Genomic DNA, 24158 nt, shown 5'->3' on the forward strand with positions numbered 1-24158 from the left:
CCTTATTTTTCCTCCAGCACATGGGTATCGAATTGCGCCCGCAGGGCGTCGATGCCCTCCAGGCGCTGATCAAGATGGGCGCTGCGCGGGGTCAGGCAGGCGATCAGCGCCTCGACCTGGGCCAGCGCCGGCACCAGGGTGTCGAATGGCGACAGGGACTCCACCGGGGCACTGATGATCAGGTCCGCCAACTCCCGCAACGGCGAGGCATAGATATCGGTGAACAGCACCACCCGGGCGTTGCGCGCCTTGGCCGCGCTGGCGACCCGCAGGGCCTGGGACTGATAGCGGCGGTAGTCGAACAGCAGCACCAGATCCTGGCGCTGCACATCGAACAGGCGGTCCGGCAGTTGCGCGTTGTCTTCAAGAAAGAAACAGCCTGGGCGCATCAACCGCAGATGGTTGAGCAGGTAGTGGGCCAGGAAGCTGCTGAAGCGTCCGCCGAAGCAGTACAGCTGGTGGCGGCTGTCCAGCAGCCAGTCCATGAGTACGCGGATGTCTTCGGGCTGGGTCAGGGCCAGGGTGTCTTGCAGGGCGCGCTGGCTGTCCGCCAGGTAGCGGCCCCAGGTATCGCCCTGTGCCACTTGCGCCCGTGGGCGCAGCAGGGTGCTGGGCGAGCGCAGGCGGTCGTCCATGTCGCTGAGCAGGGCTTCCTGGAATTCGCCGTAGCCGCTGAAGCCGAGTTTCTTCACCAGCCGCACGATGGTCGGGTCGCTGACCCCGGCGTGTTCCGCCAGGCGTGACATCGGCCCCAGTCCGTTGCGCGGGTAGTGGTCGAGCAGGGCGCGCACGACTTTGCGCTCTGAAGGCGTCAGGTCGAGGGCGGGGTCGGTGATCAGGTCTCTGAGAGAGGGCATCGGGGTGCCTTGGAAGCTGAATGTCGTTTTTGTTTCATAAAATGGCTAAATGATATTTATGTAATGGACGTTACATGTCTAGTGAAATTTGCTTTGGTGGCGAAATGCTTTGGACTGGGGCGTTGGGTTGTGGTTGTGGTTGTAGGGGGGAGGGGGCATATCGGGTGCTGCGGGTTTGGCCACTTCGGGTTCGGGGGTGGGGACATATCCATTCCTGCGGTCACGGCCACTTAGGGTTTCGCTCTTACAGCGACTCACTTTTGAAAAGCGCAAAAGTAAGCAAAACGCTCTGCCCCTCCACTCGGTGCCTCGCCTAGGCTCGGCATGCCCTCACTCCGGCATTGATCCGTGGGCCGCCGCCACCGGCCATCCCTGGCCGGGTGGCGGCTAACCCGGCGTCCTGCCGGGTTACCCACGGCTCAATACCTGCGTTCGGCCATCGTGGTTAACGGGGCGCTCAGATCAAGATCAAGATCAAGAGCGCGACGGCGGCCTTGCGGCCGGCCTGAAGCTAAGGGTGGGTGCGTTTCTGTAGGAGCTGGCTTGCCAGCGAAGGCGTCCGCCCAGGCGCTACATGTCTCACGGGCCCCTTCGCCGGCAAGCCGGCTCCTACGGGGAACTGCACGGTCTATCTGTCTGCTGTAGGAGCTGGCTTGCCAGCGAAGGCGCCCGCCCAGACGCTGCATGTCTTACAGGCCTCTTCGCCGGCAAGCCGGCTCCTACGGGGAACTGCACGGTGTATCTGCCTGCTGTAGGAGCTGGCTTGCCAGCGAAGGCGTCGGCCCAGGCGCTGCATGTCTTACAGGCCTCTTCGCCGGCAAGCCGGCTCCTACGGGGAACTGCACGATGTATCTGTCTGCTGTAGGAGCTGGCTTGCCAGCGAAGGCGTCGGCCCAGGCGCTGCATGTCTCACGGGCCTCTTCGCCGGCAAGCCGGCTCCTCCGGGGAACTGCACGGTCTATCTGTCTGCTGTAGGAGCTGGCTTGCCAGCGAAGGCGTCCACCCAGGCGGGGGACGAAAAACTCCGATCAAGGCGCTCAGGCTTGATCCGGGCCGTCGAGCGGTCGAGCCCGGGCGGTTCCCTTTGTCCCAACGCTCCCCAGTGCGATCAGTTCGCCCAGGGGCACCGCCGGGGAGAAGAAGTAGCCCTGGGCGCAGCGGATGCCAATCTTCTGGAGAATGTCGATCTGCTCCTGGGTTTCGACCCCTTCGGCCGTCAGTATCGCCTGGTACAGGCGGGCGCTTTCCTGGGCGATGGAGACCGCGGTGCGCATCCGCTCATAGTGCAGCAGGGAAATCATCGAGTGGTCGATCTTCACTTCGCTGAAGGGATACTTGGCCAGGATGCTCAGGGCCGAGTAGCCGGTGCCGAAGTCGTCAAGGGACAGTCCCACGCCGTGATCCTTGAGCAGGAGCATGTTGTGCGCCACTTGCCGAGTGTCTTGCAACAGGGTGTTCTCGGTCAGTTCCAGGGTCAGGCGTGCACCGGGAAGACCGGCTTCCTTGAGGCGCTGGATCAGCAGGACGGCAAAGTTGGCATCGCTCAGGGTCGAGGAGGAGACGTTCACCGCCAGCGGCCCTTTGAGGCCGGCATCGATGTAGTGCCGGGCGTCGCGGATCACCGCTTCGATGGTCGCCCATTCGAAGGCTTGCTGCAGGTCGTGGTGGCGGATCACTTCCAGTATCAGCAGGGGTGAAATCGTTGCGCCCTGGTCGTCCTGGGCCCGCAGCAGGGCTTCGGCGCCGATGATCGTGCGCTGGCTCAGGCAGAACTTCGGCTGGTAATACAGCGGCGGGGTGTTCGATCGCACCCACTCCAGCAGTTGCTGGCGGATGCGTTCGTTGCTCTGGGCCTGTTCGATCAGCGACTGGTGCAGGTAACGCACCGGCTGGCTGCAGTCCTGCAGGGCCAGGCTGATGTTGCGCAAGGTGACGTTGGCGCTGTCTCCGGCGCACGCATCGATCACGCAGAACTGCAGCTTGGGCGCCAGGCTGCCGTCACTGGGCAAGCCGGCCTGCAAGGTCATCTGCAGGGTAGCGAGCAGCGCCGACTCTTCGACCTGCTGGATGGAACGGTGCGGCACGATCAGTGCCAGGTTCAGGTCCGAGAACATGAAGGTGCGGGGGGCGGCACTGGCTTGCAGGGCATGGCTGGACGCCCCGCTGCTGAACTCTTGCGCCAGGGAGATCAGCAACTGGTCGGTCCAGTCATGGCCGTGGATGGCGACCAGGTCCTTGAGGTTGCTGATGTTGATCACGATCAGGGTGTGGGGCGCGCGCTGCTCTTCGCTTTGTTCCAGCAGTTGGTCGAGGTGGTTGCGCAGGGCGCGTCGATTGGGCAGTTGGGTGGTCGGATCGGTCAGGGCCTGTTGCAGCAGGCTGTGCTGGGCCTGCTGGTAGCGTGCTTCGCGGCGCAGCATGGCGAGTATCAGGATGATCATGGGCAGAGAGAGCAGGGTCGAGCTCAGCCGCAAGGACAGCAGTTGCGCGGTGATGCTGGAGCTGATTGTGCCCATCCAGTCGATGATCTGCATCGGGACGATGGCGGCGCCGACTCGTACCAGAATCACCAGTAGCACTTCCTTCAGGCTCAGGGCGCACAGGTCGCGGGTCTCGAACCAGCGATGGAGCAGCATGCCCCCCAGGGTCACCAGGCCAAAACTGAACAGCGCCTCTTCGAACTGCTCGGCGCCGGCAATGCAGTAGCGAGCCAGCGCCACCAGGGTCAGGCAGGTCATACCGCCCCACCAGCCCCCCAGCAATCCGGCGAGAAACAGCATGTCGTTGCTCAGGAAAATCTTCACCGGGGCCTGCATGAACCCGGAGGCGAGGGCGATCAAAGCGGCGTTGCTGGTGCCCAGAATCAAACCCAGCAGGATCTTTTTCGACTTGATCAGGCGCTGGGCGTCCTGACGCAGCATCAGCAGGATGCTGAAGATCCCCACCAGGGCAACGTATTGCAGCAGGATGATGGGCAGGAGCGAGGCGTTGAGAGCAAGGTCGAGAGACAAGAGCTCCCAAATACCGCTGTGCATGGTGTCGAGGTACCTGAATTCGAGTCGAAGCGTGGGAAGGTCGCGGAGGATAAAGGCGTCCTGCTTGGGCTGCCTATAGGCTGTTTCCTGTTTGGTGGTCAGGCTTTTCTTGAGTTTATGAAGAATTTTCCACCAGCTTTCTGCTGGGAATCTGCCCGGTCGCCGTGCTAAAAAACCCGCCTCAGCCCTGATTGTCCTTTGTCGAGATAGCCCCTTGCCGGCCACCCGTTTGACCCTGATCTGCCACGCCCGTACCGCCGCCCAGAAGCTCGGGCGTTTTCCCCTGGACGAAGCCGTGGAGATGGATTGGCAGGCCCAGGCCCTGAGCCGGGCGCAGCCGTTCAGGCACAAGCTGCAGGTGCTCTGCGGGCCGGAGCGGCGAACCTGTCAGACGGCGGCGCTGTTCAGCGCGGCGCCGCAAGTGCAGGAAGCCTTGCGCGACTGTGGCTTCGGTGCCTGGCAGGGGATGGCTATCGGCGATCTGCAACGGCAGCAGCCGCAAGCCTTGCAGGCCTGGCTGGAGGACCCCCACAGCGCCCCGCCGGGAGGCGAGTCGGTCGCCGAGTTGTGCCAGCGGGTGGCGCAGTGGCTGGAGCTGATGGCCCAGCGTCCCGGGCACTGGTTGGCGGTGACCCATCCCTTTGTCATGCGTGCCGTGCTGCTGCAATTGCTGCAGGCGCCCCTGGCCAGTTTCAACCTGATGGATATCGAGCCCCTGTCACGGATCGACCTCAGCCATGCCGATCGTTGGCGCCTGCGCCTGGATGGCCGCGATTGAGGAGCAGTGTCGGGTGTTGGGGCATTTCTCCGGGCGCCAAAGCCGCCCATACTTGCCCCTTGGCCCAGCAGCGAGAACCTGAACCCCATGAAAACCCTCCTGGTCATCGGCATCGGTGCCGGCAACCCCGACTTCATCACCATCCAGGCGATCAAGGCGCTGAACCGCAGTGACGTGGTGTTCCTGATGGACAAGGGGCCAAGCAAGGATTCGCTGATCGATCTGCGGCGCGAGCTGTGCCAGCGCTACCTCACCGAGCGTCCTTATCGCTTCGTCGAAGCCCAGACCCCGGAACGTCAGCGCGGCGATGTGGACTACCAGGCCAGCGTCCAGGCCCTGAACCAGGACAAGCAGCAGATCTTCGAGCGCCTGATCAATGAGGAACTGGCGCAGGACGAGACCGGCGCCTTCCTGGTCTGGGGCGACCCGGCGCTGTACGACAGTACCCTGCGCATCCTGCAGCAGATCCTGGCCAGTGGTGCGGCGCAGTTCGAGTATCAGGTGATCCCCGGCATCACCAGCGTCCAGGCCTTGGCGGCGCAGCACAAGGTGGCGTTGAACCGTATTGGCCGCTCAGTGGAAATCACCACCGGGCGGCGCCTGGCGGCGGGGCAGTCCGGTGATGCCGACAGCCGGGTGGTGATGCTCGACGCCGAGGATTCCTACCGCCAGCTGCGCCATCAGGACCTGGACATCTACTGGGGCGCCTACCTGGGCACGGCGGACGAGATCCTCATTTCCGGACGCCTCGACGAGGTTGCCGACGACATCCAGCGGGTTCGTCGCCAAGCGCGCGAGGCACATGGCTGGATCATGGACACCTACCTTCTGCGCAAACCGGAGCCTTAGGCGCCGGCCGGGTTGGACGCCGGCGGATAAGCGTGGTGTTCTTCGCCGGCAGCGGGGTCTCCCTCTTTTCCCGTAGGAGCGGGCTTGCCCGCGAAGAGGCCGGGATGGACACCACCGGATGAACGTCGTGTTCTTCGCCGGCAAGCCGGCTCCTACGGGGGGGATTTTTCGCCGAAGCGTTCGCGGTAGGCCGAGGGCGGCAGGCCCACCAGGCTGCGAAAGGCCACGCGAAAACTTTCCACCGAGCGATAACCGCAACGCAGGGCGATGCTTTCCGTGGTTTCGCTGCTGCTTTCCAGCAGCTCCCGGGCCCGGGCCATTCGCTCATGCTGCAGCCAGGCCTTGGGCGAGGCGCCGGTGGCGTCGTTGAAACGTCGCAAGAAGGTGCGTTCGCTCATCAGCGCCCGGGCCGCCAGGTCGCTCACCGCCAGCGGTTCATGCAGGCGTTGCCGAGCCCATTGCATGACCCGTGACAGGTCGCTGCGCGGGGTGCGGCTGACCGGGGCTGGAATGAACTGGGCCTGGCCGCCGGTACGTTGGGGCGACATCACCAGGCGCCGGGCCACGCTGTTGGCCACCTGGGTGCCGAAGTCCCGGGCCACCAGGTGCAGGCAGGCATCGATGCCGGCGGCGCTGCCGGCAGAGGTGATCAGTTGGCCGGCGTCCACATAGAGCACGTCCGGGTCCACCGAGATGTCCGGGAAGCGCTCGGCCAGCTCTTGGGTGTAGCGCCAGTGAGTGGTGGCGCCCAGGCCGTTGAGCAGGCCGCTGGCCGCCAGAGCGAACACCCCCGAGCAGATCGACAGCAGCCGCGCGCCGCGATGGTAGGCCCGGCGCAGGGCTTGCAGCAGCTCGGGCGGCGGCGCCTCGTCGCGGTTGCGCCAGCCGGGAATGATGATGGTCCGGGCCTGTTCCAGCCGTTCCAGGCCGCCATCGGCCAGTATCCGGATACCGCCCGCTGCGCGCATCGGCCCCGGGTCTACGGCGACGATGCAGTGCTCATACCAGGGAAAATCGAACTCCGGCCGGGCCAGGCCGAAGATTTCCACGGCAATGCCGAATTCGAAGGTGCAAAGGCCGTCGTAGGCCAGGATCGCGACCAAACCGGGGGGATTGTGCATTTGGCGGAAAGTTACCAGTCGGTGTCCGGAGCGCCACTTTAGCGCGGTAGGGCAGGGCCTATAAAGTCCTTCTCACCTTAATCGCGAGTTTCTGGAGACGCCCATGACCAGCCTGGTCCGCAGCACTGCCGCCGCCCCTTCGGCCATTGCCCTGATGCATTTTTGCAACCGCCTGACCTTTGAAACCGACTGTTCCGACGTCTACAGCAGCCAGGAGGCCGGGGAAGTGGATTTTGTCCTGGTGGATGTGCGTGGCCCCGAAGCCTTTGCCCGTGGCCATGTCCCCGGGGCGATCAATCTGCCCGGGCGCTTGCTCACTGCAGAACACCTGGCCGGTTATCCTCGTGACACTCTGTTCGTGGTGTATTGCGCCGGCCCTCACTGCAATGGCGCGAACAAGGCGGCGGTCAAGCTGGCGGCCCTGGAATACCCGGTCAAGGAGATGATCGGCGGTGTCACCGGCTGGCTCGATGAAGGCTTCCAGCTCAGCACCGGGCAAGCGCGCCGCGAGGGAGCGGATCTGTCCTGCACCTGCTGAAGGGGTCACTGCGCTGGCAGCGGCCTCAGGCTGGGGCCAGCGGGTGATGTGTCGGTAAACATGGCGCGTTCTGAGGCGAACGTCGGGTTTTTCAGGGACAAACGCACCACGTCGGGGCGCGGGAGGAGGTAGAGGGTCGCGGTTGCATATTTTTTATAAGTATTTGTCGCATAAACACAATTTGCTTCCCGGGAGCCGCTCTAGACTGCTGGCCACTTCGATTTGCCCATAATCGAAACCAGCCAATAAAAGTCTCCGTCTCCTGGAGTTATAAATGAACAAGTTTGTGCTGTTTGGTGCCCTGGCACTGTCGCTGTTTTCCTTCACCGCCTCCGCCGACGAGGCCAAGCCGATCCGTATCGGTATCGAAGCCGGCTACCCACCGTTCTCGATGAAGACTCCCGACGGCAAGCTCACCGGTTTCGATGTGGACCTGGGCGATGCCCTGTGTGAGCAGATGAAGGTCAAGTGCACCTGGGTCGAGCAGGAATTCGACGGCCTGATCCCAGCGCTGAAGGTGAAAAAGATCGACGCCATCCTGTCGTCCATGACCATCACCGACGATCGCAAGAAGAACGTCGATTTCACCATCAAGTACTACCACACCCCGGCGCGCTTCGTGATGAAGACCGGCACCGCCATCAAGGACCCGCTGACCGAGCTCAAGGGCAAGAAAGTCGGTGTGCTGCGCGCCAGTACCCACGACCGCTTCGCCACTGAAGTGCTGGTGCCGGCCGGTATCGACCTGGTGCGCTACGGCTCTCAGCAGGAGGCCAATCTGGACATGGTGTCCGGTCGCGTCGACGCGCTGCTGGCGGACTCGGTCAACCTCGACGACGGTTTCCTGAAAACCGACGCCGGCAAGGGCTTCGCCTTCGTCGGTCCCGAGTACAACGACCCGAAATACTTCGGTGGCGGTGCCGGCATCGCCGTACGCAAGGGCGACAAGGAGCTGGCAGAGAAATTCAACACCGCCATCACCGAGATCCGCGCCAACGGCAAGTACAAGCAAGTGCAAGACAAATACTTCGACTTTGATGTCTACGGCGAGTAAGCCGCAGGCTGCAAAGTTTGGCTAAAAAAGGTGGCGCCCGTGATCCGGTCGCCACCTTTTTTGTGCGCCGCTGTTTTATTCTGCGCCACGCCTTTTTTGATCCCCGGAGCCACTATGCAACGCATCGACCATTCCTTGCCCTGGGGCCACCTGGGCACGGCGCGCCAGCTCAGCGTGTTTCGCTTCGGCAGCGCTGGCCGCAAGGTGTATATCCAGGCCAGCCTGCACGCCGATGAACTGCCGGGCATGCGCACGGCCTGGGAGCTGAAGCAACGCCTGGCGGAACTGGAGCGCCAGGGGCGTTTGCAGGGCGTGATCGAACTGGTGCCGGTGGCCAACCCCATCGGCCTGGACCAGCAGGTTCAGGGCAGTCACCTGGGGCGTTTCGAACTGGGCAGTGGCAAGAACTTCAACCGTGCCTTCGTCGAACTCAGTGGTCCGGTGGGCGACCTGATCGGCAAGCAGCTGGGGGATGACGCAGCGGCCAACGTTGCCCTGATCCGCCACACCATGCTCCAGGTGCTGGATCAGCTGCCGGCTCCGGACTCGCAGCTGCAAGCCTTGCACCGGCTGCTGTTGCGCCACGCCTGCGACGCCGATATCACCCTCGACCTGCATTGCGATTTCGAGGCGGCGATCCACCTCTATGCCTTGCCCCAGCACTGGCCGCGGTGGCAGTCCCTGGCGGCACGTCTGAAGGCCGGGGTGGCGTTGCTCTGCGAGGATTCCGGCGGCAGTTCCTTCGACGAATCCTGCTCCTCGCCCTGGCTGCGCCTGGCCCGGGACTTTCCCCGGGCGGCGATTCCCCCGGCCAACCTGGCCGCCACCCTGGAACTGGGCAGCATGGGTGACACCCGGGTCGAGCAGGCCCGGGCCAATTGTGAAGCCATCCTCGGCTTTCTGGCCGAGCAGGGCCTGATCAGTGGCCAGTGGCCCGCTGCGCCGGGTGAGTGCTGTGAAGGCATGCCCTTCGAAGGCACCCAATACCTGTTCGCCCCGCACCCTGGCGTGGTCAGTTTTCTGCGGGATGCCGGCGAGTGGGTGGAGCGCGGCGACGCCCTGTTCGAAGTGGTCGACCCCTTGAACGACATCGTCAGCACCGTGCGTGCCGGCATCAGCGGCGTGCTCTTTGCCCTGGATCGCGGTCGCTATACCCAGCCGGGAATCTGGCTGGCCAAGGTGGCCGGACGCGAAGCGATCCGCAGCGGCAAGTTGATCAACGACTGACCCGCCAAGGTGACGTCGACCGGGGAAGAAGCGGGCTTGCCAGCGAAACCCCCGGCGCGTCCGCCGTCGATCTGCTTTTGCCCCCTTTGCCGGCAAGCCGGCTCCTGCGCCAGAGGTGTCCATGTCCCGAGTGTCGCTGTGCATCCGCCTGCTGTTTGCCCTCTGCCTGCTGGCGGCGACTTTCAATCACCTGCGCGCGGCCCTGGATCACGGCCTGCTCTGGGATTATGGCTACGGCGCCGAAACGCCCCTGGCCAGCCGCGCCTTCTGGGGCTCGCTGACCCTGTTCGACCCTCTGGCGGCGCTGCTGTTGTTCGTGCGTGCGCGCTGGGGGCTGATCCTGACCCTGGCCATCATCCTGCTGGATGTCCTGCATAACAGCTTCTATGTGGCCGCCCACAGCCAGTGGCTGGAAACCTTCTACCTGTCTCAGGTGGGCTTTGGCCTGGCGGTGGTGGTGCTGTTGCCCTGGGCCTGGCGCGGTCTGGCGCTGGAGCGCGCGGCAACTGATCTTGCAGGCCCGGCGATGCTAGGCTCTGACACTGCATTTTTCGTCACCCCTTCGCAAAAAAGGAGCAGGACATGATCCGCTACCTGGCGCTTCTGGCGCTGTTGGCCGTGCCCTTGGTTCACGCCCAGACCCCGCTGCACGACGACTTGCCGCTGCGCTATCTGGAGCAAGCTCCCAGCGACACCCGCAACCAGCCGCTGGTGATCTTCCTGCATGGCTACGGCAGCAACGAAGCCGACCTGTTCGGTATCCGCGAGCGTTTGCCGGCCAGCTATACCTACCTGTCGGCCCGGGCGCCACAGACCCTGGAAGAGGGCAGCTACCAGTGGTTCAACCGCAAGGGGCAGGGCGCCTATGACGGCGTCACCGAGGAGCTTTCCAGCAGCGCCGAACTGATCGGCCAGTTTGTCCGCGGTGCGGTGGCCAAGTACCAGACCCAGCCGGACAAGGTGGTGCTGGTGGGCTTCAGCCAGGGTGCGGTGATGGCCTATGAAGTGGGCCTGCGTCATCCGCAGTCGGTGCGGGGCATTGCCGCCTTGAGCGGGAAGATCCTGCCGCTTTTGGCCTCCCAGGTGAAGAACAACCCGACCTTGCAGCGCCTGGGAATCTTTATCGGTCATGGCACCGCTGACCAGCGCCTGCCCTACAGCGATGGGGTCGAGGCCAACGACTTGCTGCAGGAGCAGTCCCTGACGCCGCAGTTCCATGCCTACCCGGGCATGGGCCACAGCATCAGCGAAGTGGAGATTGAAGACCTCAACCGCTGGCTGCAGGGGCTCAACCCCTGAGCCGGGGGCCAGGTTACTGAGGCAGGATCTGTTTCATCAACGCTGCGTGACCGGCCTTGTCCGTCCCCCGGGAAATCACCTGGATCACCGCCATGCGGGTGCCGGAGCCGGCGATCAGGGTCGAGTTCAGGGTCAGGCCACCGCCCTGGGTGGCGGTACTGTCGATCTGGCGCACGCCGAGCCCCTTGAGGGTCATGCTCTTTTCACTTTGCTTGCTGAAGTCCGGCAGCGCTGCGGCCTGTTGCGACAGGAATCCGCTGACGGCGGCATCGAGAAAGGCGCCGTCGTTGTCCTTGACCCGAGCACCGTTGGGAATGGTGTTCTGGGCGGCGATCACCACGGTGCGAGTGGTGGCGTTGGAGTACAGGGTGCCGCTGGCGCCCGCGGTGCCGTCGGCCTCGCTGCCGGCCGGCAGGGCCGAGGCGCTGAAGCCCTTGGGCAGGGTAAAGGCCAGCTTGCCGTCGAGCATCGAGACCTTCTCCCCCGGCGCCGGTTTGGCCGAGGACTGGCCGGCGGCAACCGCGTTCAGCGCACCGAGGCCCGCCACTGCGGCGAACACCAGGACCAGGGCTTTTCTAGCGAAGGATGACATGCACAATCTCCAGGCATTGGATCGAAGGCGCGCATCATCCCACGGCCGTCACGGCCTGCTCCAGAGGGATTTTTCCCGACGGACCAATGGCCGGGAATGCGTGCCGGCGCGGCTTGTGCTGGAGCGGTGGGCGGCATTGCGCTGGCCGGCGCAGAAGTCCGCGAAAGGGCTTTGGCCGGCAAGCCGGTGCCTACGTGGCGGCGCGGGGAGTGCTCAACAATCGTTTGCTCAGGGCCAGCACCAGCATTGATACCGCCACCCCCAGCACGAAGGCCCACAGCCCCAGCGAGGGCAGGGCCGTGGCCAGCACCAGGCAGAACGCGGCGAAGGAGTACAGGCCGGTGCTCAAGGCACGCAGCAGCACGGTGGTGAAGGCCACCCCATGGCTCTGATGGGAGAACACCGCCAATACGCTGCCCAACACCGGGAACACCGCCAGCATGCCGCTCCAGCGTTCGCCGACGGTGCTGGCCAGTAAGGTGACGGCCAGGGTCAACAGGGCCCCGGCGAGCATGCGATACACCAGTTTGTCGGACTGGGTGCCGGGCAGGGCGGGCACAGTCCTGACCCGGGGGAATACCCGGGGCGCCAGTAACAGGGCGCTGGCGGCACAGAAAATCGAGAACCCCAGGGAGGCCGGGACCTGGGCGATCACGCTGGCCAGCAGCACCCAGACCAGGGTGGCGATGCTCAGGGCCCCGGGCCAGGCCAGGGTCTGCGCGGCATGGGTGTAGGCAACGCTGAAAGCGATCATGGCGAACAATGCCGAGAGGGCCGCCACTGCGGCGTGGGTGGCGAACACCGGGCCTTGCTCCAGGGCCAGAAACAGCAGGATCGGCCCCACCACTACCGGAAAACCCGCGAGCCAGCCGGCAACATTCGGCCCCCAGCGCTTGCTCGCCAGGGAAATCAACAGCAGGAATCCGGGAACTGTCAGCAGTTTCAACAGCAGCATGGGAGGACTCGGTGGATGAACGGTGCGCCACCCTAGCATCCAACCCGGCATTTGGTGCGTATCTGATACCTGTACCTGGCAAATAGCCAAGCGCCGGAGAGGGTAGGACAGTGCCGGGTTTTCTTGTACGAAACATTGAGGATGAATCGGGTTTTGAGCTTTTTGTACAAGTATTAGTGAGTTTTATCGGGTTTTTATCGATAAAAGTTGTACAAAAATTAAATTCTCGTATAGGTTTTTCAGTGTGGGATGAGGTGATAACTGCCAGTTTTTGCGGCTCAGGCTGTCACTCCCCGCGCTTTTGGGTTCCCGAGGTCAAGCCCTGGTGGAGTCGGGGCTGGGTCAGTTGTGTGGTTGGCCACCTCGGGACCCTTTTTTTCCTTGGTGCGTGCAAGGAAATGCCCGCTTCATCAACCTTGCGGAATCTGTGCGCCATGTACGATCCACTCTCCGAACATTTTCACGGCATTCTCCAGGGGCTGGGTGAAGACCCGTCCCGCGAAGGCTTGCGGGACACCCCGCAGCGAGCGTCAAAGGCCTTGCGTTATCTGTGCCATGGTTACGAAACCAGCCTCGAAGCGTTGGTCAACGGTGCGTTGTTCAGCTCCACCAGCGACGAGATGGTGATGGTCCAGAACATCGAGTTGTATTCCCTGTGCGAGCACCATTTGCTGCCCTTCATCGGTCAGGCCCATGTGGCTTACATCCCCACCGGCCAGGTACTGGGCCTGTCCAAGGTGGCGCGGATCGTCGACATGTATGCGCGACGCCTGCAGATCCAGGAAAACCTGACCCGGCAGATTGCCGAGGCGATCCAGGAAGTGACCCGGGCTGCCGGGGTGGCGGTGGTCATCGAAGCGCGGCACATGTGCATGATGATGCGCGGGGTCGAGAAGCAGAATTCGCTGATGAACACCTCGGTGATGCTGGGGGCCTTTCGCGAGTCCAGCAGCACCCGCCAGGAGTTTCTCCAACTGTTGCGCAGGCAGCCCTGAATGAAGCGCATCCGGCGAGTGGGCGCGGCCCGGTGGTTGTGGCTGCTGATGCTGCTCTGCGCCACGGCCAATGCCGGCTGGCAAGCGTCGTTGCCCAATGCCCGACTGCTGGGCAGCGGTGAGTTCAGCTGGTTCGGCTTCAAGGTCTACAGCGCGCGGCTCTGGGGCACGGCGTTGCCATTGGCGGACGACAGCCCCTTTGCCTTGGAGCTGACCTACCGGCGCACGATCCGGCGTGACGAGCTGGTGCAGACCAGTCTGGATGAGATCCAGCGCTTGTCCGGCACGGCGGTCAGTGCGGCGCAACTCAAGGATTGGCAGGCGCAGATGCAGCGCGCCTTCGTCGATGTCGAACCGGGTCAGCGCATCACCGGGGTGTTCCTGCCCGGTCGCGGGGTGCAGTTTTTTGTCGACCAGCGCTTGCAGTACACGGTCGACGACGAAGCCTTCGCCCGAGCGTTCTTCGCCATCTGGCTCGACCCGCGCACCCGCAATCCGCAGTTGCGCGCACAACTGCTGGGCCGATAGCGGGCGCAGCACAGGAGATGTTCCATGCTCAAGAAATACTTGCTGGTGCTGTGCCTCGGCCTGGTTGCTTGCAGCGACACCGATGTCAAGCAATACCGTGACCAGAAGCCCGAGCTGGAGCTGCGGCAGTTCTTCAGTGGCCGGGTGGAGGCCTGGGGCCTGTTCCAGAAGCGCTCCGGCGAGGTGATCAAGCGCTTTCATGTGCAGATCGACAGCCGCAGCGAAGGCGAGAAGTTCATCATGCACGAGGACTTTACCTACAGCGACGGCAGCCGCCAGACCCGGGTCTGGACCCTGGTCCCGACGGGCCCCGGCCTGTGGCGTGGCACCGCCGACGATGTGGTCGGCGAGGCCCTGGGCGAAGTCTCCGGCAATGCCCTGCGCTGGCGTTATGTGCTCAACCTGCCGGTGGACGGCAAGACCTATCAGGTGCACTTCGATGACTGGATGTACCTGTTGGACGAAAACACCCTGGCCAATCGTTCCTACATGACCAAGTTCGGCTTCGAGCTGGGGCAGGTGACCCTGTTCTTCCGGCGCCAGCCCGGCTGATGGGGCTCGCTCCGGGTGTCAGGACGGGTCGTCGAGAAAGCGCCCGCGATGGTCGGGGCTGGGCAGCAGGCAGACGTCGTGCCGACCGAACCAGCGGTAGCGGTTGCCGGCGATACGGTCGTAGCCCCAGTCCCGCAGTGGCCGGGGAATCCAGCGCAGCAGGCGCAGCCAGCGCCAGGGGGCGGGCAGTTGCGCCATCAGGCGGATAAAGGCCTCGGAGCGTTGGGACAGACCCTGGTCCTCGATCAGTAGCACTGAGTCGAACTGCTCGGTGGGTTGGCCGAACCATTTCAGCAGCGCCTGGCCCTGGGGCGATTGCATCGACGCCAGTTTGATTCGCCGCTGGCTGTCGTGGTGGATGACGAAACGCACCGAGGCATTGCACAGCTTGCACACACCGTCGAACAGCAGCACCCGGTCGCCGGGATGCAGGAAGGGGGGCTGGGTGTCGGGTTCTGGAACTGGCGCACTGCTGTTCACGGGGCCACCTTGGGCAGGAAGTCGATGCCTGCAGCAGGCGTCGCAAGGGTCTGGAATGGCAGCAGCATACTCGCCTTCAGGGTGAAAATTCAGGCTTGGGTGCCTGCGCTGAAACCTCTAAGCTGGGCCCTTGCGCCAATTCGTCGTGGAAATCCCCGTGAAATTCAGCCTACCGAACATAGCCACCGCCCCCTTTTGTCCGCCGGAAGTGGCGGGCTCCGTGTCCGTCGATCCCCGCGACTCGCTGTTCAAGCGTTTGTTGCGTTTTGCCGGTCCCGGGTTGCTGATTTCCATCGGTTACATGGACCCGGGCAACTGGGCCACGGCCATCGAGGCGGGGTCGCGCTATGGCTACAACCTGCTGTTCGTGGTGTTGCTGGCGAGCCTGGCCGGCATGGCGGTGCAATGCCTGTGCTCACGCCTGGGTATCGCCACCGGGCGCGATCTGGCGCAGCTCTGCCGGGAACGCTACAGCCCCCGTTCGGCCCGGGCCCAGTGGCTGGCGGCAGAGGTGTCGATCATCGCCACCGACCTTGCCGAAGTGCTGGGATGTGCCCTGGCGTTCCACCTGTTGCTGGGGGTGTCCCTGAGCACCGGGATTGTCATCACCGCCTTCGACACGCTGTTGGTCCTGGCTTTGCAGAATCGCGGCTTTCGCCGGCTGGAGGCGATCATGCTGGCGCTGGTGGCGACCATCGGCGTGTGTTTCTTCATTGAACTGCTGCTGATCAAACCCTATTGGCCGGACGTGGCCCGGGGCTTCACCCCCTCGCTTTCGGCCATCAGCGACGCCGCGCCGCTGTACCTGGCCATCGGCATCCTTGGCGCTACGGTGATGCCCCACAACCTCTACCTGCACACTTCGGTGGTGCAGACCCGCTTGATCGGCCAGGACCGGGCCAGCCGCGCCGATGCCATCAAGCTGGCGCGGATCGACACCATCGGCTCCCTGGCCCTGGCGCTGCTGGTGAACGCGGCGATCCTGATCCTTGCCGCCGCGGCCTTCCACAACACCGGACACAGCGATGTGGTGGAAATCCAGGATGCCTACCACCTGCTGGACCCGCTGGTGGGTGGAGCCCTGGCCAGCGTGCTGTTCGGCGTGGCGCTGCTGGCCTCGGGACAGAGCTCGACCTTCACCGGGACCATTGCCGGGCAGGTGATCATGGAGGGTTACCTGAACCTGCGGATTCCCTGCTGGCAGCGGCGCCTGATCACCCGGGGGCTGGCGCTGATTCCGGCGTTTATCGGCGTCTGGCTGCTGGGGGATGGCGCAGTGGGCCAACTGCTGGTGTTGAGCCAGGTGGTGCTGAGCCTGCAACTGCCGTTTGCCCTGTACCCGCTGATCCGTATGACCAACGACCGGCGCCTGATGGGCGAATTCGTCAACCGCTGGCCGACGCGATGGCTGGCCTGGAGCTTGTTCGCCGTCATCAGCGCAGCCAACACCTGGCTGATCGCCCAACTCTTCCTCTAACAGCCGGCTTGCCGGCGAAGGGGCCGTTGAGCCTGGGCAGGTCTTGCCGACGCTTTCGCTGGCCAGCCAGCTCCTACGGGGCGGTGGTGGGTGTGGGGGTTGGGCGGCGGTCCCAATACGGCTCCGGGCCGAATTTGTCGACGAAGAAGTCGATCACCGTGCGCACCTTCACCGAGAGGCGCCGGCTGCCGGGCCAGAGGGCGGCAATCTGCTGCGGCTCGAGACTGGTGGCCACATCGAAGTCTTCGAACAAGGCCACCAGGCGGCCTTGATGCAGGGCCTCGCCAATCAGCCATGAAGGAAACATCACCAGCCCCAGGCCCTGTTCGGCGGCCTGGGTCAGGGTGTCGGCGTGGTTGCCGGTCAGGGGGCCCTTGACGCTGTAAGGCGTCCAGTCGCCCCGGCCCTGACGGAAGAACCAGCGCTGCTGGCCGGTTTCGCCCTTGTAGGCCAGGCACTGGTGCTGCTGCAACTGCTGCGGGTGTCGCGGTGTGCCATGGCGTTCCAGATAGGCGGGGCTGGCCGCCACCCGATAGCGCTGGGGGGCGAGCAGGCGTGCCTGCATCGAGGAGTCCTCCAGGACGCCGATGCGAAACAGCAGGTCGGTGCCGTCCTGCAAGGGGTCGATGTAGCTGTCGGTCTGCTGGATATCCAGTTGCAGCTTCGGATAGCGCCCGTGCAGTTCCCCCAGCCAGGGCGACAGGTGCCGCTGGCCAAACACCACCGGAGCATTGATCCGCACCAACCCGGCGGGTTCGTCCTGCTGTTCCTGCAAGGCTTGCTCCGCCTCTTCCCATTGCGCCAATACCCGCCGGGCGTGATGCCCCAGCAGGCGTCCGGCTTCGGTGGGGCTGACGGCGCGCGTGTGGCGATAGAGCAGTTGCTGGCCCAGGGCCTGTTCCATGAGCTGGATCTGCCGCGAGATGGACGAGGGCGCCAGCCCCTCGCGGCGCGCCACGGCGGAGAAACTGCCCTGGTCGAGCACCGCGACGAACAGGCGCAGGGCCTTGAGACCCAGGTCGTTGAAGCCTTGCATGGGAAATCCTTGCTGTGCGTTTTGCGCAAAGGTGTTGTCGGCATGCTCCCATTTATCGCAAAGCTGACGCAATCGATAATGCCCGCCATTCCTTGATCTCCAAGCAGGTGTTGCATGTCTTCCAATGTTTTAGATCCGGCGCTGCCGACCCCGGCGGCCCTGGTTGAACCCCGCGCTGGCTGGCAGCGCTGGATGTTGTTGCCGCTGGTGATCCTGGCGGGCATGGGGCTGTCGGTGGAGGCTGGTCTGTTGGGGCCGCTGGGAGCCAAGGTCGGTCATCTGTGGGCGACCTTGAGCATCTTCGGTGTGGGCACGGCATTGCTGTTTCTGCTGCTGTTGTTCAGCGGTCCGCAGCCGGGGCCGGCCTTCAGCCAACTGCCGCGCTGGCAATTGCTCGGTGGGGTGCTGGGACCGATCTACGTGGTGGTGCTGACCTTGGCCACGCCCCATATCGGCATTGCGATGACTATGATCGCGATCCTCTCCGGGCAAGTGGGCAAGAGCGTGCTGATCGACCATTTCGGCTGGTTCGGCAGCGCCCGCAAACCGGTCAACGGCGAACGCTGGCTGGCCCTGGTGCTGATTGTCGTGGCCCTGATCCTGATTGCCCGAGGTTGAACATGAACCTGATTCTATTGTTGGTGCTGGTGGTGGCCGCGGGTGCGGTGCTCAGTGTGCAAGCGGCGATCAATGGCCGCCTGGGTGAAAGCGTCGGGGTGTTGCGCAGCAGCCTGCTGACCTTTGCCGTGGGGGCCTTGATCACCGGTCTGTTGATCGTGTTTTTCCAGCCGCCCCAGGCCATGACCTTGCTCCAGGCGCCGAAATGGCAGCTGACCGGGGCCTTGTTCGGCGTGGTCTACATGCTGGTGATGGTGGGGGCGGTGCCCCGGGTCGGCGCGGCGGTGGCCACGGTGGCGGTGATCCTTGGGCAGTTGGGCATGGGCATGCTGATCGACAACTTCGGCTGGTTCGGCAACCCGGCCATCGAGCTCTCCGCCAGCCGGATTCTGGCGATGCTGTGCCTGGCCCTGGCGCTGCTGTTCATGTACCGCAGCAGCCGGCGTTAGCCGCGGCGCCCGGACTCGATCAGGGCAGGGCGGCTTCCAGCACCTCGATCCAGTGGCGGACCGGGGTGCGGCCGGCACTGTCGAGGTGCGTCTGGCAGCCGATGTTGGCAGTGACGATCAACTCCGGCTGGCCGCTTTCCAGGGCCCGCAGCTTATCGTCCCGCAGTTGTCGGGCCAGGGTTGGCTGGGTCAGGGAGTAGGTGCCTGCCGAGCCACAGCACAGATGGCTGTCAGGCACCGTGGTCAGGTTGAACCCCACTCGCTGCAACAGCGCCTCCACGGCGCCGCCGAGTTTTTGCCCGTGCTGCAGGGTGCAGGGGCAATGGAAGGCCAGGCGCTGTTGGCTGTGGGCCCCCAGTTGTTCCACGGGCTCGTCGCGCAGCACCTCCACCAGGTCCCGGGCCAGGGCGCTGACCCGCCGGGCCCGGGGCCCATAGACCGGGTCATGGGCCAGCAGGTGCTGGTAGTCCTTGATAAAGGCGCCGCAGCCGCTGGCGGTCTGGATGATGGCTTCGGCCCCCTGTTCCAGGTACGGCCACCAGGCGTCGATATTGCGCCGCGCGCGCTGCAGCCCGGCTTCCTGAGCGTTGAGGTGATAGTCCACGGCGCCGCAGCAGCCGGCCGCGCTCACCGCTTGCACGCTGATCCCCAGGCGGTCCAGGACTCGCGCCGCCGCGGCGTTGGTGTTGGGTGACAGCCCCGGCTGCACGCAGCCTTCGAGCAGCAGCACTCGGCGTGGGTGGCTCATGGCCGGCCGCGCCTTGGCTGGGGGCACCTGACGCGGCAGTTTGTCCTGCAGCGCCTGGGGCAGTAGGGGATGCAGGCGGGCGCCACTGTTGATCAGGGCCTTGAACAATTGCGCATTGGCGCTCAGGGCCCGCAGTCCGCGACGCAGCCATTGCTGGCCCAGGGGCCGGGGCACGGCGGCGTCCACCACGGCGCGGCCGATGTCCAGCAGGTGGTGATAATCGACCCCGGACGGGCAGGTGGTCTCGCAGTTGCGGCACGACAGGCAGCGGTCCAGGTGTTGCTGGGTCTGCGCGGTGGCGGGGGCGCCCTCCAGCACCTGCTTGATCAGGTAGATGCGGCCCCGCGGGCCATCCAGTTCGTCGCCCAGCAACTGGTAGGTGGGGCAGGTGGCATTGCAGAAACCGCAGTGCACGCAGCTGCGCAGGATGCGCTCGGCTTCTGCCGCCCGGGGCAGTTGCCGGGCCTCTGGGCTGAGGGTGGTCTGCATGGGCTAGAGCTCCGCGTAGAGTCGGCCGGGGTTGAAGATCCCTTGGGGGTCCAGTTGCGCCTTGAGGCGCTGGTGATAGTGCAAGAGGGTGGGCGCCAGGGGCTGGAAGGGGCTGTCCAGCAGGCCGTGGCTGTAGCAGGTGGCGTGACCGCCGACAGCACTGGCGGCGGCGCGAATGGATGCGGCGGGTGCCTCGGACCTGAGCCAGCGCTGGGCCCCGCCCCAGTCCAGCAGTTGGGCGCCGGGCAGTTCCAGTTGCGCAGTGTTGTGGGGCAGCGACAGGCGCCACAGCGGCGGGCCGGGATCGAAAAAATCCAACTGCTGTTCGTTGAGCAGGCTCCAGTACTGCGAGTCCAGAGGCTCGCCGCCGAGCCGGTCATGGGCCGCCGCCACCGAGCCTTCACCGCCCTCCAGGCGTAGGTGCAGGCGGGTGCCGTCATGACAGGCGGCGCTGATGGGCAACGGCTGCTGGCCCCATTCGGCGAGTCTGGCCAAGGCTTGGCGGGGCGACATTTCCAGGCTCAGGCTCAGGCATTGCCGGGGCTTGGGCAGGACCTTCAGCGACACTTCGGTGACCAGCCCCAGGCAGCCGAAACTGCCGGCCATCAGGCGCGACAGGTCGTAGCCGGCAACGTTCTTCATCACCTCGCCACCAAAGCGCAGGTGCTGACCCGTACCGCTGATGATCCGGGTGCCCAGGACGTAGTCGCGCACGGCCCCGGCCCAGGGCCGGCGCGGGCCGGACAGGCCGCTGGCGAGCATGCCCCCCAAGGTGGCGCCGGCGCCGAAGGCCGGGGGCTCGCAGGGCAGCATCTGCCCGGCGGCGTCCAGGGTGGCCTGCAGTTGCACCAGCGGCGTGCCGGACCGGGCACTGATCACCAGCTCCGTGGGGTCGTAGCTGACGATGCCGCAATGGCTGCGAGTATCGAGGATTTCCCCGGCGCACTCGCGGCCGAGAAAGGCTTTGCTGTTGGCGCCCTGGATACGCAGCGGAGTGCTGTCCTGCAGGGCATTGCGGACCTGTTCCAGCAGCGCGGCGCTGGCATCGCCGTCGGGTGGCGTAGTCATCAGAAGCGCTCCAGTTCGGGGAAGGGCAGTTGCCCATCATGGATGTGCATGGCGCCAAATTCGGCGCAACGCTGCAGAGTCGGGATGTTCTTGCCGGGGTTGAGCAGGCCGCCGGGATCGAAGGCCGCCTTGACCCCATGGAACAGGGCCAGCTCGTGGGCGTTGAACTGGGCGCACATCTGGTTGATCTTCTCCCGGCCCACGCCGTGTTCGCCGGTGATGCTGCCGCCCACGGCCACGCACAGTTCGAGGATCTTGCCCCCCAGGGCCTCGGCCCGTTGCAGCTCCCCCGGCTGATTGGCATCGAACAGAATCAGCGGGTGCATGTTGCCGTCTCCGGCATGGAACACGTTGGCCACCCGCAGTTGATGCTCGGCGGCGAGACGGGCAATGCCCCGCAGCACCCCCGGCAGCTGGCGCCGGGGAATGGTTCCGTCCATGCAGTAGTAGTCCGGGGCCAAGCGGCCTACCGCCGGAAAGGCATTCTTGCGCCCGGCCCAGAAGCGTATCCGCTCAGCTTCGTCCCGGGCCTGGCGCACCTCGGTGGCGCCGGCCTGCTGCAGGACCTGGCGCACTCGCTCGCAGTCGTCATGCACATCGGCTTCCACCCCGTCCAGCTCGCACAGCAGGATGGCTTCGGCGTCTACCGGGTAACCGGCGTGGATAAAGTCCTCGGCGGCGCGCAGGGCCAGGTTGTCCATCATTTCCAGGCCGCCGGGAATGATCCCTGCGGCGATGATCTGGGCCACCGCATGGCCGGCGGCCTCCACCGAGTCGAAGGCCGCCAGCAGCACCTTGGCCACCTGGGGTTTGGGCAGCAGCTTGACCGTGACTTCAGTGATCACCCCCAGTAGGCCCTCGGAGCCGGTGAACAGTGCCAGCAGGTCGAACCCTGGGGAGTCCAGGGCCTGGCTGCCCAGCGTCATGGCTTGGCCCTCGACGGTGAGCATCTGCACCTGCAGCAGGTTGTGCACGGTCAGGCCGTATTTCAGGCAATGCACGCCCCCGGCGTTTTCCGCGACGTTACCGCCGATGGAGCAGGCGATCTGCGATGAAGGATCGGGGGCGTAGTACAGACCGAAGGGCGCCGCCGCCTGGGAAATCGCCAGGTTGCGCACCCCCGGCTGGACTCGGGCGCAGCGGGCGGCAGGGTCGATGTGCAGGATGTCCTTGAAGCGCGCCATCACCAGTAACAGGCCTTTTTCCAGGGGCAGGGCGCCTCCGGACAGCCCCGTACCGGCACCTCGGGCGACCACCGGCACTCGGTGCTCGTGGCAGATCTGCAGCAAGCGCCGGACCTCGTGCAGCTGCCGCGGCAGGGCCACCAGCATCGGTGTGGTGCGGTAGGCACTCAGACCGTCGCATTCGTAAGGCTTGAGCTGCTGTTCCTGATCCAGCAGTTCCAGGTCCGGCAATTGGCTGCGCAAGGCCCGGATCAGGGCTTGCTTGTCGACGTCGGGCAGGGCGCCGTCGAGGGTTTCGTCATAGAGAATCGTCATGGGCGGCGAATGACCTTGGGTTGTTCTTGTCAGGTCGAGACAGCATTACGACTGCCTGCATCATTGGCTTGCCGGGCCTGGGTGTCCATCGGTCCGTGCGTGCGCTGGCCGAACCACTTTAGTCGCTGCTGGCGTGGCGGTGGGGCCGGGTTGGCCTAGTCTTTGGAGTACTCGTGCCGTGCAGTGGCCGCCGCTGTCTCAGGTGGTCCGGTGATCGAGTCCCCTGAAAGACTGATAAAAAGGAACCCTGCCATGTCCAATGAAACCTGCGCCTGTCCGGCCTGCACCTGCAAGCTGGGGGCTCATGCGATTGTCCGTCACGGCAAGCACTACTGCTGTCAGGCTTGCGCCGATCATCACGCCCACGGTGAGCCTTGTGCGTCCACCGAAGGGTGCAAATGCGCCAAGGGCGCCCACGGCTGAGGAGCGGATGCGGGTGGGGCTGCGGCTCCACCCGTTGCCGGCAGGCCTAGACCGATGGCCGCCAGGTGACATTCTCGATACCGAACTTTTCCGCCATGGGCTTGCTGGTCTTCTTCACCCGTTCCCGGCCGAAACGGCCGATGCGGCCCACTCCCGCATCACAACTTGCCCAGTGCCAGGCCTCGGCGTTGTCCATCTTCTCCTGGCGAATGATGAAGGACTTGGGAGCGCCGTGAAGGGTGTATTCGATGACGAAGAGTTTTGCGTTGTTCATAAAGCCTCTATTCCTCCCTGTGATCCTTGAGTGATCCCGCGTACGCGCAAAAATTCACTTTGATTGCCCGACTCTGGCACCAACGGTCATGGCGCCCTGCAGCGGCGCTCCAGAGGCCGTGCAAGCGGCGCCAAGCCCCTTGGCAAACAGTGGCCTTCAGAGTGTTTTCGGGTGTCTGGCGGGCCGCAGGCCAGCTAGTTACCATGGGCCCCCGCCGACCCTTTGCGAGCTAGCCATGGCCCTGGCCACCCCACCCGATCTGAGCGACACCGCGATCCCGGTGCAGCCCCTGGCGCGCACCTATCCCCGGGGCCTGTTCATCGAGCCCCACGAGCACGCCTGGGGCCAGTTGCTGTATGCCATGAGCGGCGTGATGTGGGTCGAGACGCCTTCCGAAGCCCTGGTGGTGCCGCCGCAGCGGGCGGTGTGGCTGCCGCCCGGCGTGGTCCACGGCATTCGCGTGGTCAGCGACTTGCAGATGCGCAATATCTACCTGCGTCCGTCCCTGGCGGCGACCCTGGACGCCAGGGTCCAGGTGCTGCAAGTGGACAGCCTGCTGCGGGAGTTGATCGTGCGCCTGGTGGAGCTGGAGCCGCCGCAGCCGGACTACTACGAAGCCCTGGTGAGTCTGGCGTTGCTGGAGCTGCAACGGGCCCGCCGCTCGCAGTTGAAGATCGCCTTGCCGGACGCCTCCGACCGCCGTCTTGGCCGCCTGTGCCAGGCGGTGATGGCCGCGCCGTCCCTGGCCATTTCCTTTGAGCAGCATGCCGATGCGGTGGGTGCCAGCGTGCGCACCCTGGCGCGGCTGTTCAAGGAACAATTGGGCCTGGGCTTTGCCGAATGGCGGCGCCAGGTGCAACTGGCCACCGCGGCCGCCGAGCTGATCCAGGGCGTGCCGGTAAGCCGTATTGCCCGGGAGCTGGGTTACTCACCCAGCAGCTTCAGCGACATGTTCCGTCGTGAGCTGGGTGTCGCGCCGTCCCAGTACGCCGGTGGCGAAGCGACTGCCTGATCGCCCGCCGTGATCGGCTCAAGGGCGCTGGAACCAGGCCCTGTGGCCGGACCTTGCAGCTGTTTCGCGGGCCTGCGAGCCACGACAGGGGCGCCGTTGAATGACGGTGGTTTTGGCCGAAATCCTGAAGCACTTGACCGATGCCCCAGGCGCCCGCTGCCTAGACTTTGCCCCAGACGCCACCACCCTTCGGCGTGATCGCCAC

At 64.9% G+C, this 24158-nt stretch carries 26 protein-coding genes; 15 read left to right on the plus strand and 11 right to left on the minus strand.

Annotation, left to right across the window (positions count from 1 at the left end):
* Positions 1-2 precede the first annotated feature (2 nt).
* Positions 3-857, minus strand: coding sequence for a MurR/RpiR family transcriptional regulator (locus P7C00_RS12300; protein ID WP_346635726.1), 855 nt, complete (start codon positions 855-857; stop codon positions 3-5).
* Positions 858-1894: 1037 nt separating this feature from the next.
* A complete protein-coding gene (locus P7C00_RS12305) occupies positions 1895-3892 on the minus strand; it encodes an EAL domain-containing protein (RefSeq protein WP_404939206.1) in 1998 nt (665 codons plus the stop codon).
* A 214-nt stretch (positions 3893-4106) separates the two neighbouring features.
* Here P7C00_RS12305 and P7C00_RS12310 point away from each other — a divergent pair, with 214 nt between their 5' ends.
* Both P7C00_RS12310 and cobF read left to right on the plus strand, forming a co-directional pair.
* Positions 4107-4670: a histidine phosphatase family protein gene (locus P7C00_RS12310; protein ID WP_404939208.1), complete on the plus strand. Its 564-nt coding sequence runs from the start codon at positions 4107-4109 to the stop codon at positions 4668-4670.
* Between the two features lie 87 nt (positions 4671-4757).
* Positions 4758-5519, plus strand: coding sequence for a precorrin-6A synthase (deacetylating) (gene cobF, locus P7C00_RS12315; RefSeq protein WP_404939210.1), 762 nt, complete (start codon positions 4758-4760; stop codon positions 5517-5519).
* Between the two features lie 152 nt (positions 5520-5671).
* Here the strand turns inward: cobF and ftrA are convergent, their stop codons facing one another.
* Positions 5672-6640 carry a transcriptional regulator FtrA gene (gene ftrA, locus P7C00_RS12320; RefSeq protein ID WP_346636402.1) on the minus strand — a complete coding sequence of 323 codons (969 nt, stop codon included), beginning with the start codon at positions 6638-6640 and terminating at the stop codon, positions 5672-5674.
* A gap of 103 nt (positions 6641-6743) precedes the next feature.
* Here ftrA and P7C00_RS12325 point away from each other — a divergent pair, with 103 nt between their 5' ends.
* The 5 genes from P7C00_RS12325 (at position 6744) to P7C00_RS12345 (ending at position 10758) form a co-directional block, all read left to right on the plus strand.
* Positions 6744-7178, plus strand: a complete 435-nt coding sequence (locus P7C00_RS12325) for a rhodanese-like domain-containing protein (RefSeq protein WP_404939212.1) — start codon at positions 6744-6746, stop codon at positions 7176-7178.
* Between the two features lie 274 nt (positions 7179-7452).
* Positions 7453-8232 carry an ABC transporter substrate-binding protein gene (locus P7C00_RS12330; protein ID WP_346636404.1) on the plus strand — a complete coding sequence of 260 codons (780 nt, stop codon included), beginning with the start codon at positions 7453-7455 and terminating at the stop codon, positions 8230-8232.
* A 114-nt stretch (positions 8233-8346) separates the two neighbouring features.
* Positions 8347-9459 (plus strand): succinylglutamate desuccinylase/aspartoacylase family protein, encoded by a 1113-nt coding sequence (locus tag P7C00_RS12335; RefSeq protein ID WP_404939214.1) that lies wholly within the window; start codon positions 8347-8349, stop codon positions 9457-9459.
* Positions 9460-9580: 121 nt separating this feature from the next.
* Positions 9581-10045, plus strand: a complete 465-nt coding sequence (locus P7C00_RS12340; RefSeq protein WP_346636406.1) for a hypothetical protein — start codon at positions 9581-9583, stop codon at positions 10043-10045.
* Positions 10042-10758, plus strand: a complete 717-nt coding sequence (locus P7C00_RS12345) for a dienelactone hydrolase family protein (RefSeq protein ID WP_346636407.1) — start codon at positions 10042-10044, stop codon at positions 10756-10758. Before P7C00_RS12340 ends, P7C00_RS12345 begins: the two co-directional genes overlap by 4 nt.
* A 13-nt stretch (positions 10759-10771) precedes the next feature.
* On the opposite strand, the gene P7C00_RS12350 is transcribed toward P7C00_RS12345, so the two are convergent.
* The gene (locus tag P7C00_RS12350; protein WP_404939216.1) at positions 10772-11350 is read right to left on the minus strand and encodes a hypothetical protein; all 579 of its coding nucleotides are present in this window, start codon (positions 11348-11350) and stop codon (positions 10772-10774) included.
* A 190-nt stretch (positions 11351-11540) separates the two neighbouring features.
* Positions 11541-12305 carry a hypothetical protein gene (locus P7C00_RS12355; RefSeq protein ID WP_346636409.1) on the minus strand — a complete coding sequence of 255 codons (765 nt, stop codon included), beginning with the start codon at positions 12303-12305 and terminating at the stop codon, positions 11541-11543.
* Between the two features lie 434 nt (positions 12306-12739).
* On the opposite strand from P7C00_RS12355, the gene folE reads away from it, so the two are divergent.
* From folE to P7C00_RS12370, 3 genes are read left to right on the plus strand one after another with little or no spacing between them, the layout of a single operon-like run.
* Positions 12740-13300, plus strand: a complete 561-nt coding sequence (gene folE / locus P7C00_RS12360) for a GTP cyclohydrolase I FolE (protein WP_404939218.1) — start codon at positions 12740-12742, stop codon at positions 13298-13300.
* On the plus strand, positions 13301-13828 hold the full coding sequence (locus tag P7C00_RS12365) for a chalcone isomerase family protein (protein ID WP_346636411.1): 528 nt from the start codon (positions 13301-13303) through the stop codon (positions 13826-13828).
* 24 nt (positions 13829-13852) lie between these two features.
* Complete coding sequence (locus tag P7C00_RS12370) at positions 13853-14380, plus strand: DUF3833 domain-containing protein (RefSeq protein WP_346636412.1); 528 nt, start codon at positions 13853-13855, stop codon at positions 14378-14380.
* A gap of 18 nt (positions 14381-14398) precedes the next feature.
* On the opposite strand, the gene P7C00_RS12375 is transcribed toward P7C00_RS12370, so the two are convergent.
* A complete protein-coding gene (locus tag P7C00_RS12375; RefSeq protein WP_404939220.1) occupies positions 14399-14860 on the minus strand; it encodes a thiol-disulfide oxidoreductase DCC family protein in 462 nt (153 codons plus the stop codon).
* A gap of 208 nt (positions 14861-15068) precedes the next feature.
* Between P7C00_RS12375 and P7C00_RS12380 the strand changes: the two genes are divergently transcribed.
* Positions 15069-16337, plus strand: a complete 1269-nt coding sequence (locus P7C00_RS12380; RefSeq protein WP_404939962.1) for an Nramp family divalent metal transporter — start codon at positions 15069-15071, stop codon at positions 16335-16337.
* A 73-nt stretch (positions 16338-16410) separates the two neighbouring features.
* On the opposite strand, the gene P7C00_RS12385 is transcribed toward P7C00_RS12380, so the two are convergent.
* Positions 16411-17373, minus strand: coding sequence for a LysR family transcriptional regulator (locus P7C00_RS12385; protein ID WP_404939222.1), 963 nt, complete (start codon positions 17371-17373; stop codon positions 16411-16413).
* 192 nt (positions 17374-17565) lie between these two features.
* On the opposite strand from P7C00_RS12385, the gene P7C00_RS12390 reads away from it, so the two are divergent.
* Together P7C00_RS12390 and P7C00_RS12395 are read left to right on the plus strand one after the other, a co-directional pair.
* A complete protein-coding gene (locus P7C00_RS12390) occupies positions 17566-17991 on the plus strand; it encodes a DMT family transporter (RefSeq protein WP_404939964.1) in 426 nt (141 codons plus the stop codon).
* 2 nt (positions 17992-17993) lie between these two features.
* Positions 17994-18440, plus strand: a complete 447-nt coding sequence (locus P7C00_RS12395) for a DMT family transporter (protein WP_346636417.1) — start codon at positions 17994-17996, stop codon at positions 18438-18440.
* A gap of 19 nt (positions 18441-18459) precedes the next feature.
* Here P7C00_RS12395 and glcF read toward each other — a convergent pair whose 3' ends face one another.
* The 3 genes from glcF to glcD are packed head-to-tail and all read right to left on the minus strand — an operon-like array spanning position 18460 to position 22244.
* Positions 18460-19677 (minus strand): glycolate oxidase subunit GlcF, encoded by a 1218-nt coding sequence (gene glcF / locus P7C00_RS12400; RefSeq protein WP_346636418.1) that lies wholly within the window; start codon positions 19675-19677, stop codon positions 18460-18462.
* 3 nt (positions 19678-19680) lie between these two features.
* Positions 19681-20745 (minus strand): glycolate oxidase subunit GlcE, encoded by a 1065-nt coding sequence (gene glcE, locus P7C00_RS12405; RefSeq protein ID WP_404939224.1) that lies wholly within the window; start codon positions 20743-20745, stop codon positions 19681-19683.
* Positions 20745-22244, minus strand: coding sequence for a glycolate oxidase subunit GlcD (glcD, locus tag P7C00_RS12410; protein WP_346636420.1), 1500 nt, complete (start codon positions 22242-22244; stop codon positions 20745-20747). The genes glcE and glcD overlap by 1 nt, the downstream gene beginning before the upstream one ends.
* Positions 22245-22496: 252 nt before the next feature.
* Between glcD and P7C00_RS12415 the strand changes: the two genes are divergently transcribed.
* Positions 22497-22667 carry a metallothionein gene (locus tag P7C00_RS12415; RefSeq protein ID WP_123723590.1) on the plus strand — a complete coding sequence of 57 codons (171 nt, stop codon included), beginning with the start codon at positions 22497-22499 and terminating at the stop codon, positions 22665-22667.
* 46 nt (positions 22668-22713) lie between these two features.
* Here P7C00_RS12415 and P7C00_RS12420 read toward each other — a convergent pair whose 3' ends face one another.
* A complete protein-coding gene (locus P7C00_RS12420; RefSeq protein WP_011060569.1) occupies positions 22714-22941 on the minus strand; it encodes a DUF6555 family protein in 228 nt (75 codons plus the stop codon).
* Between the two features lie 235 nt (positions 22942-23176).
* On the opposite strand from P7C00_RS12420, the gene P7C00_RS12425 reads away from it, so the two are divergent.
* A complete protein-coding gene (locus tag P7C00_RS12425) occupies positions 23177-23953 on the plus strand; it encodes a helix-turn-helix transcriptional regulator (protein ID WP_346636421.1) in 777 nt (258 codons plus the stop codon).
* Positions 23954-24158 lie beyond the last annotated feature (205 nt).

Source organism: Pseudomonas sp. JDS08PS003, assembly GCF_045013505.1.
In the GTDB taxonomy this organism is placed as follows: domain Bacteria; phylum Pseudomonadota; class Gammaproteobacteria; order Pseudomonadales; family Pseudomonadaceae; genus Aquipseudomonas; species Aquipseudomonas protegens_B.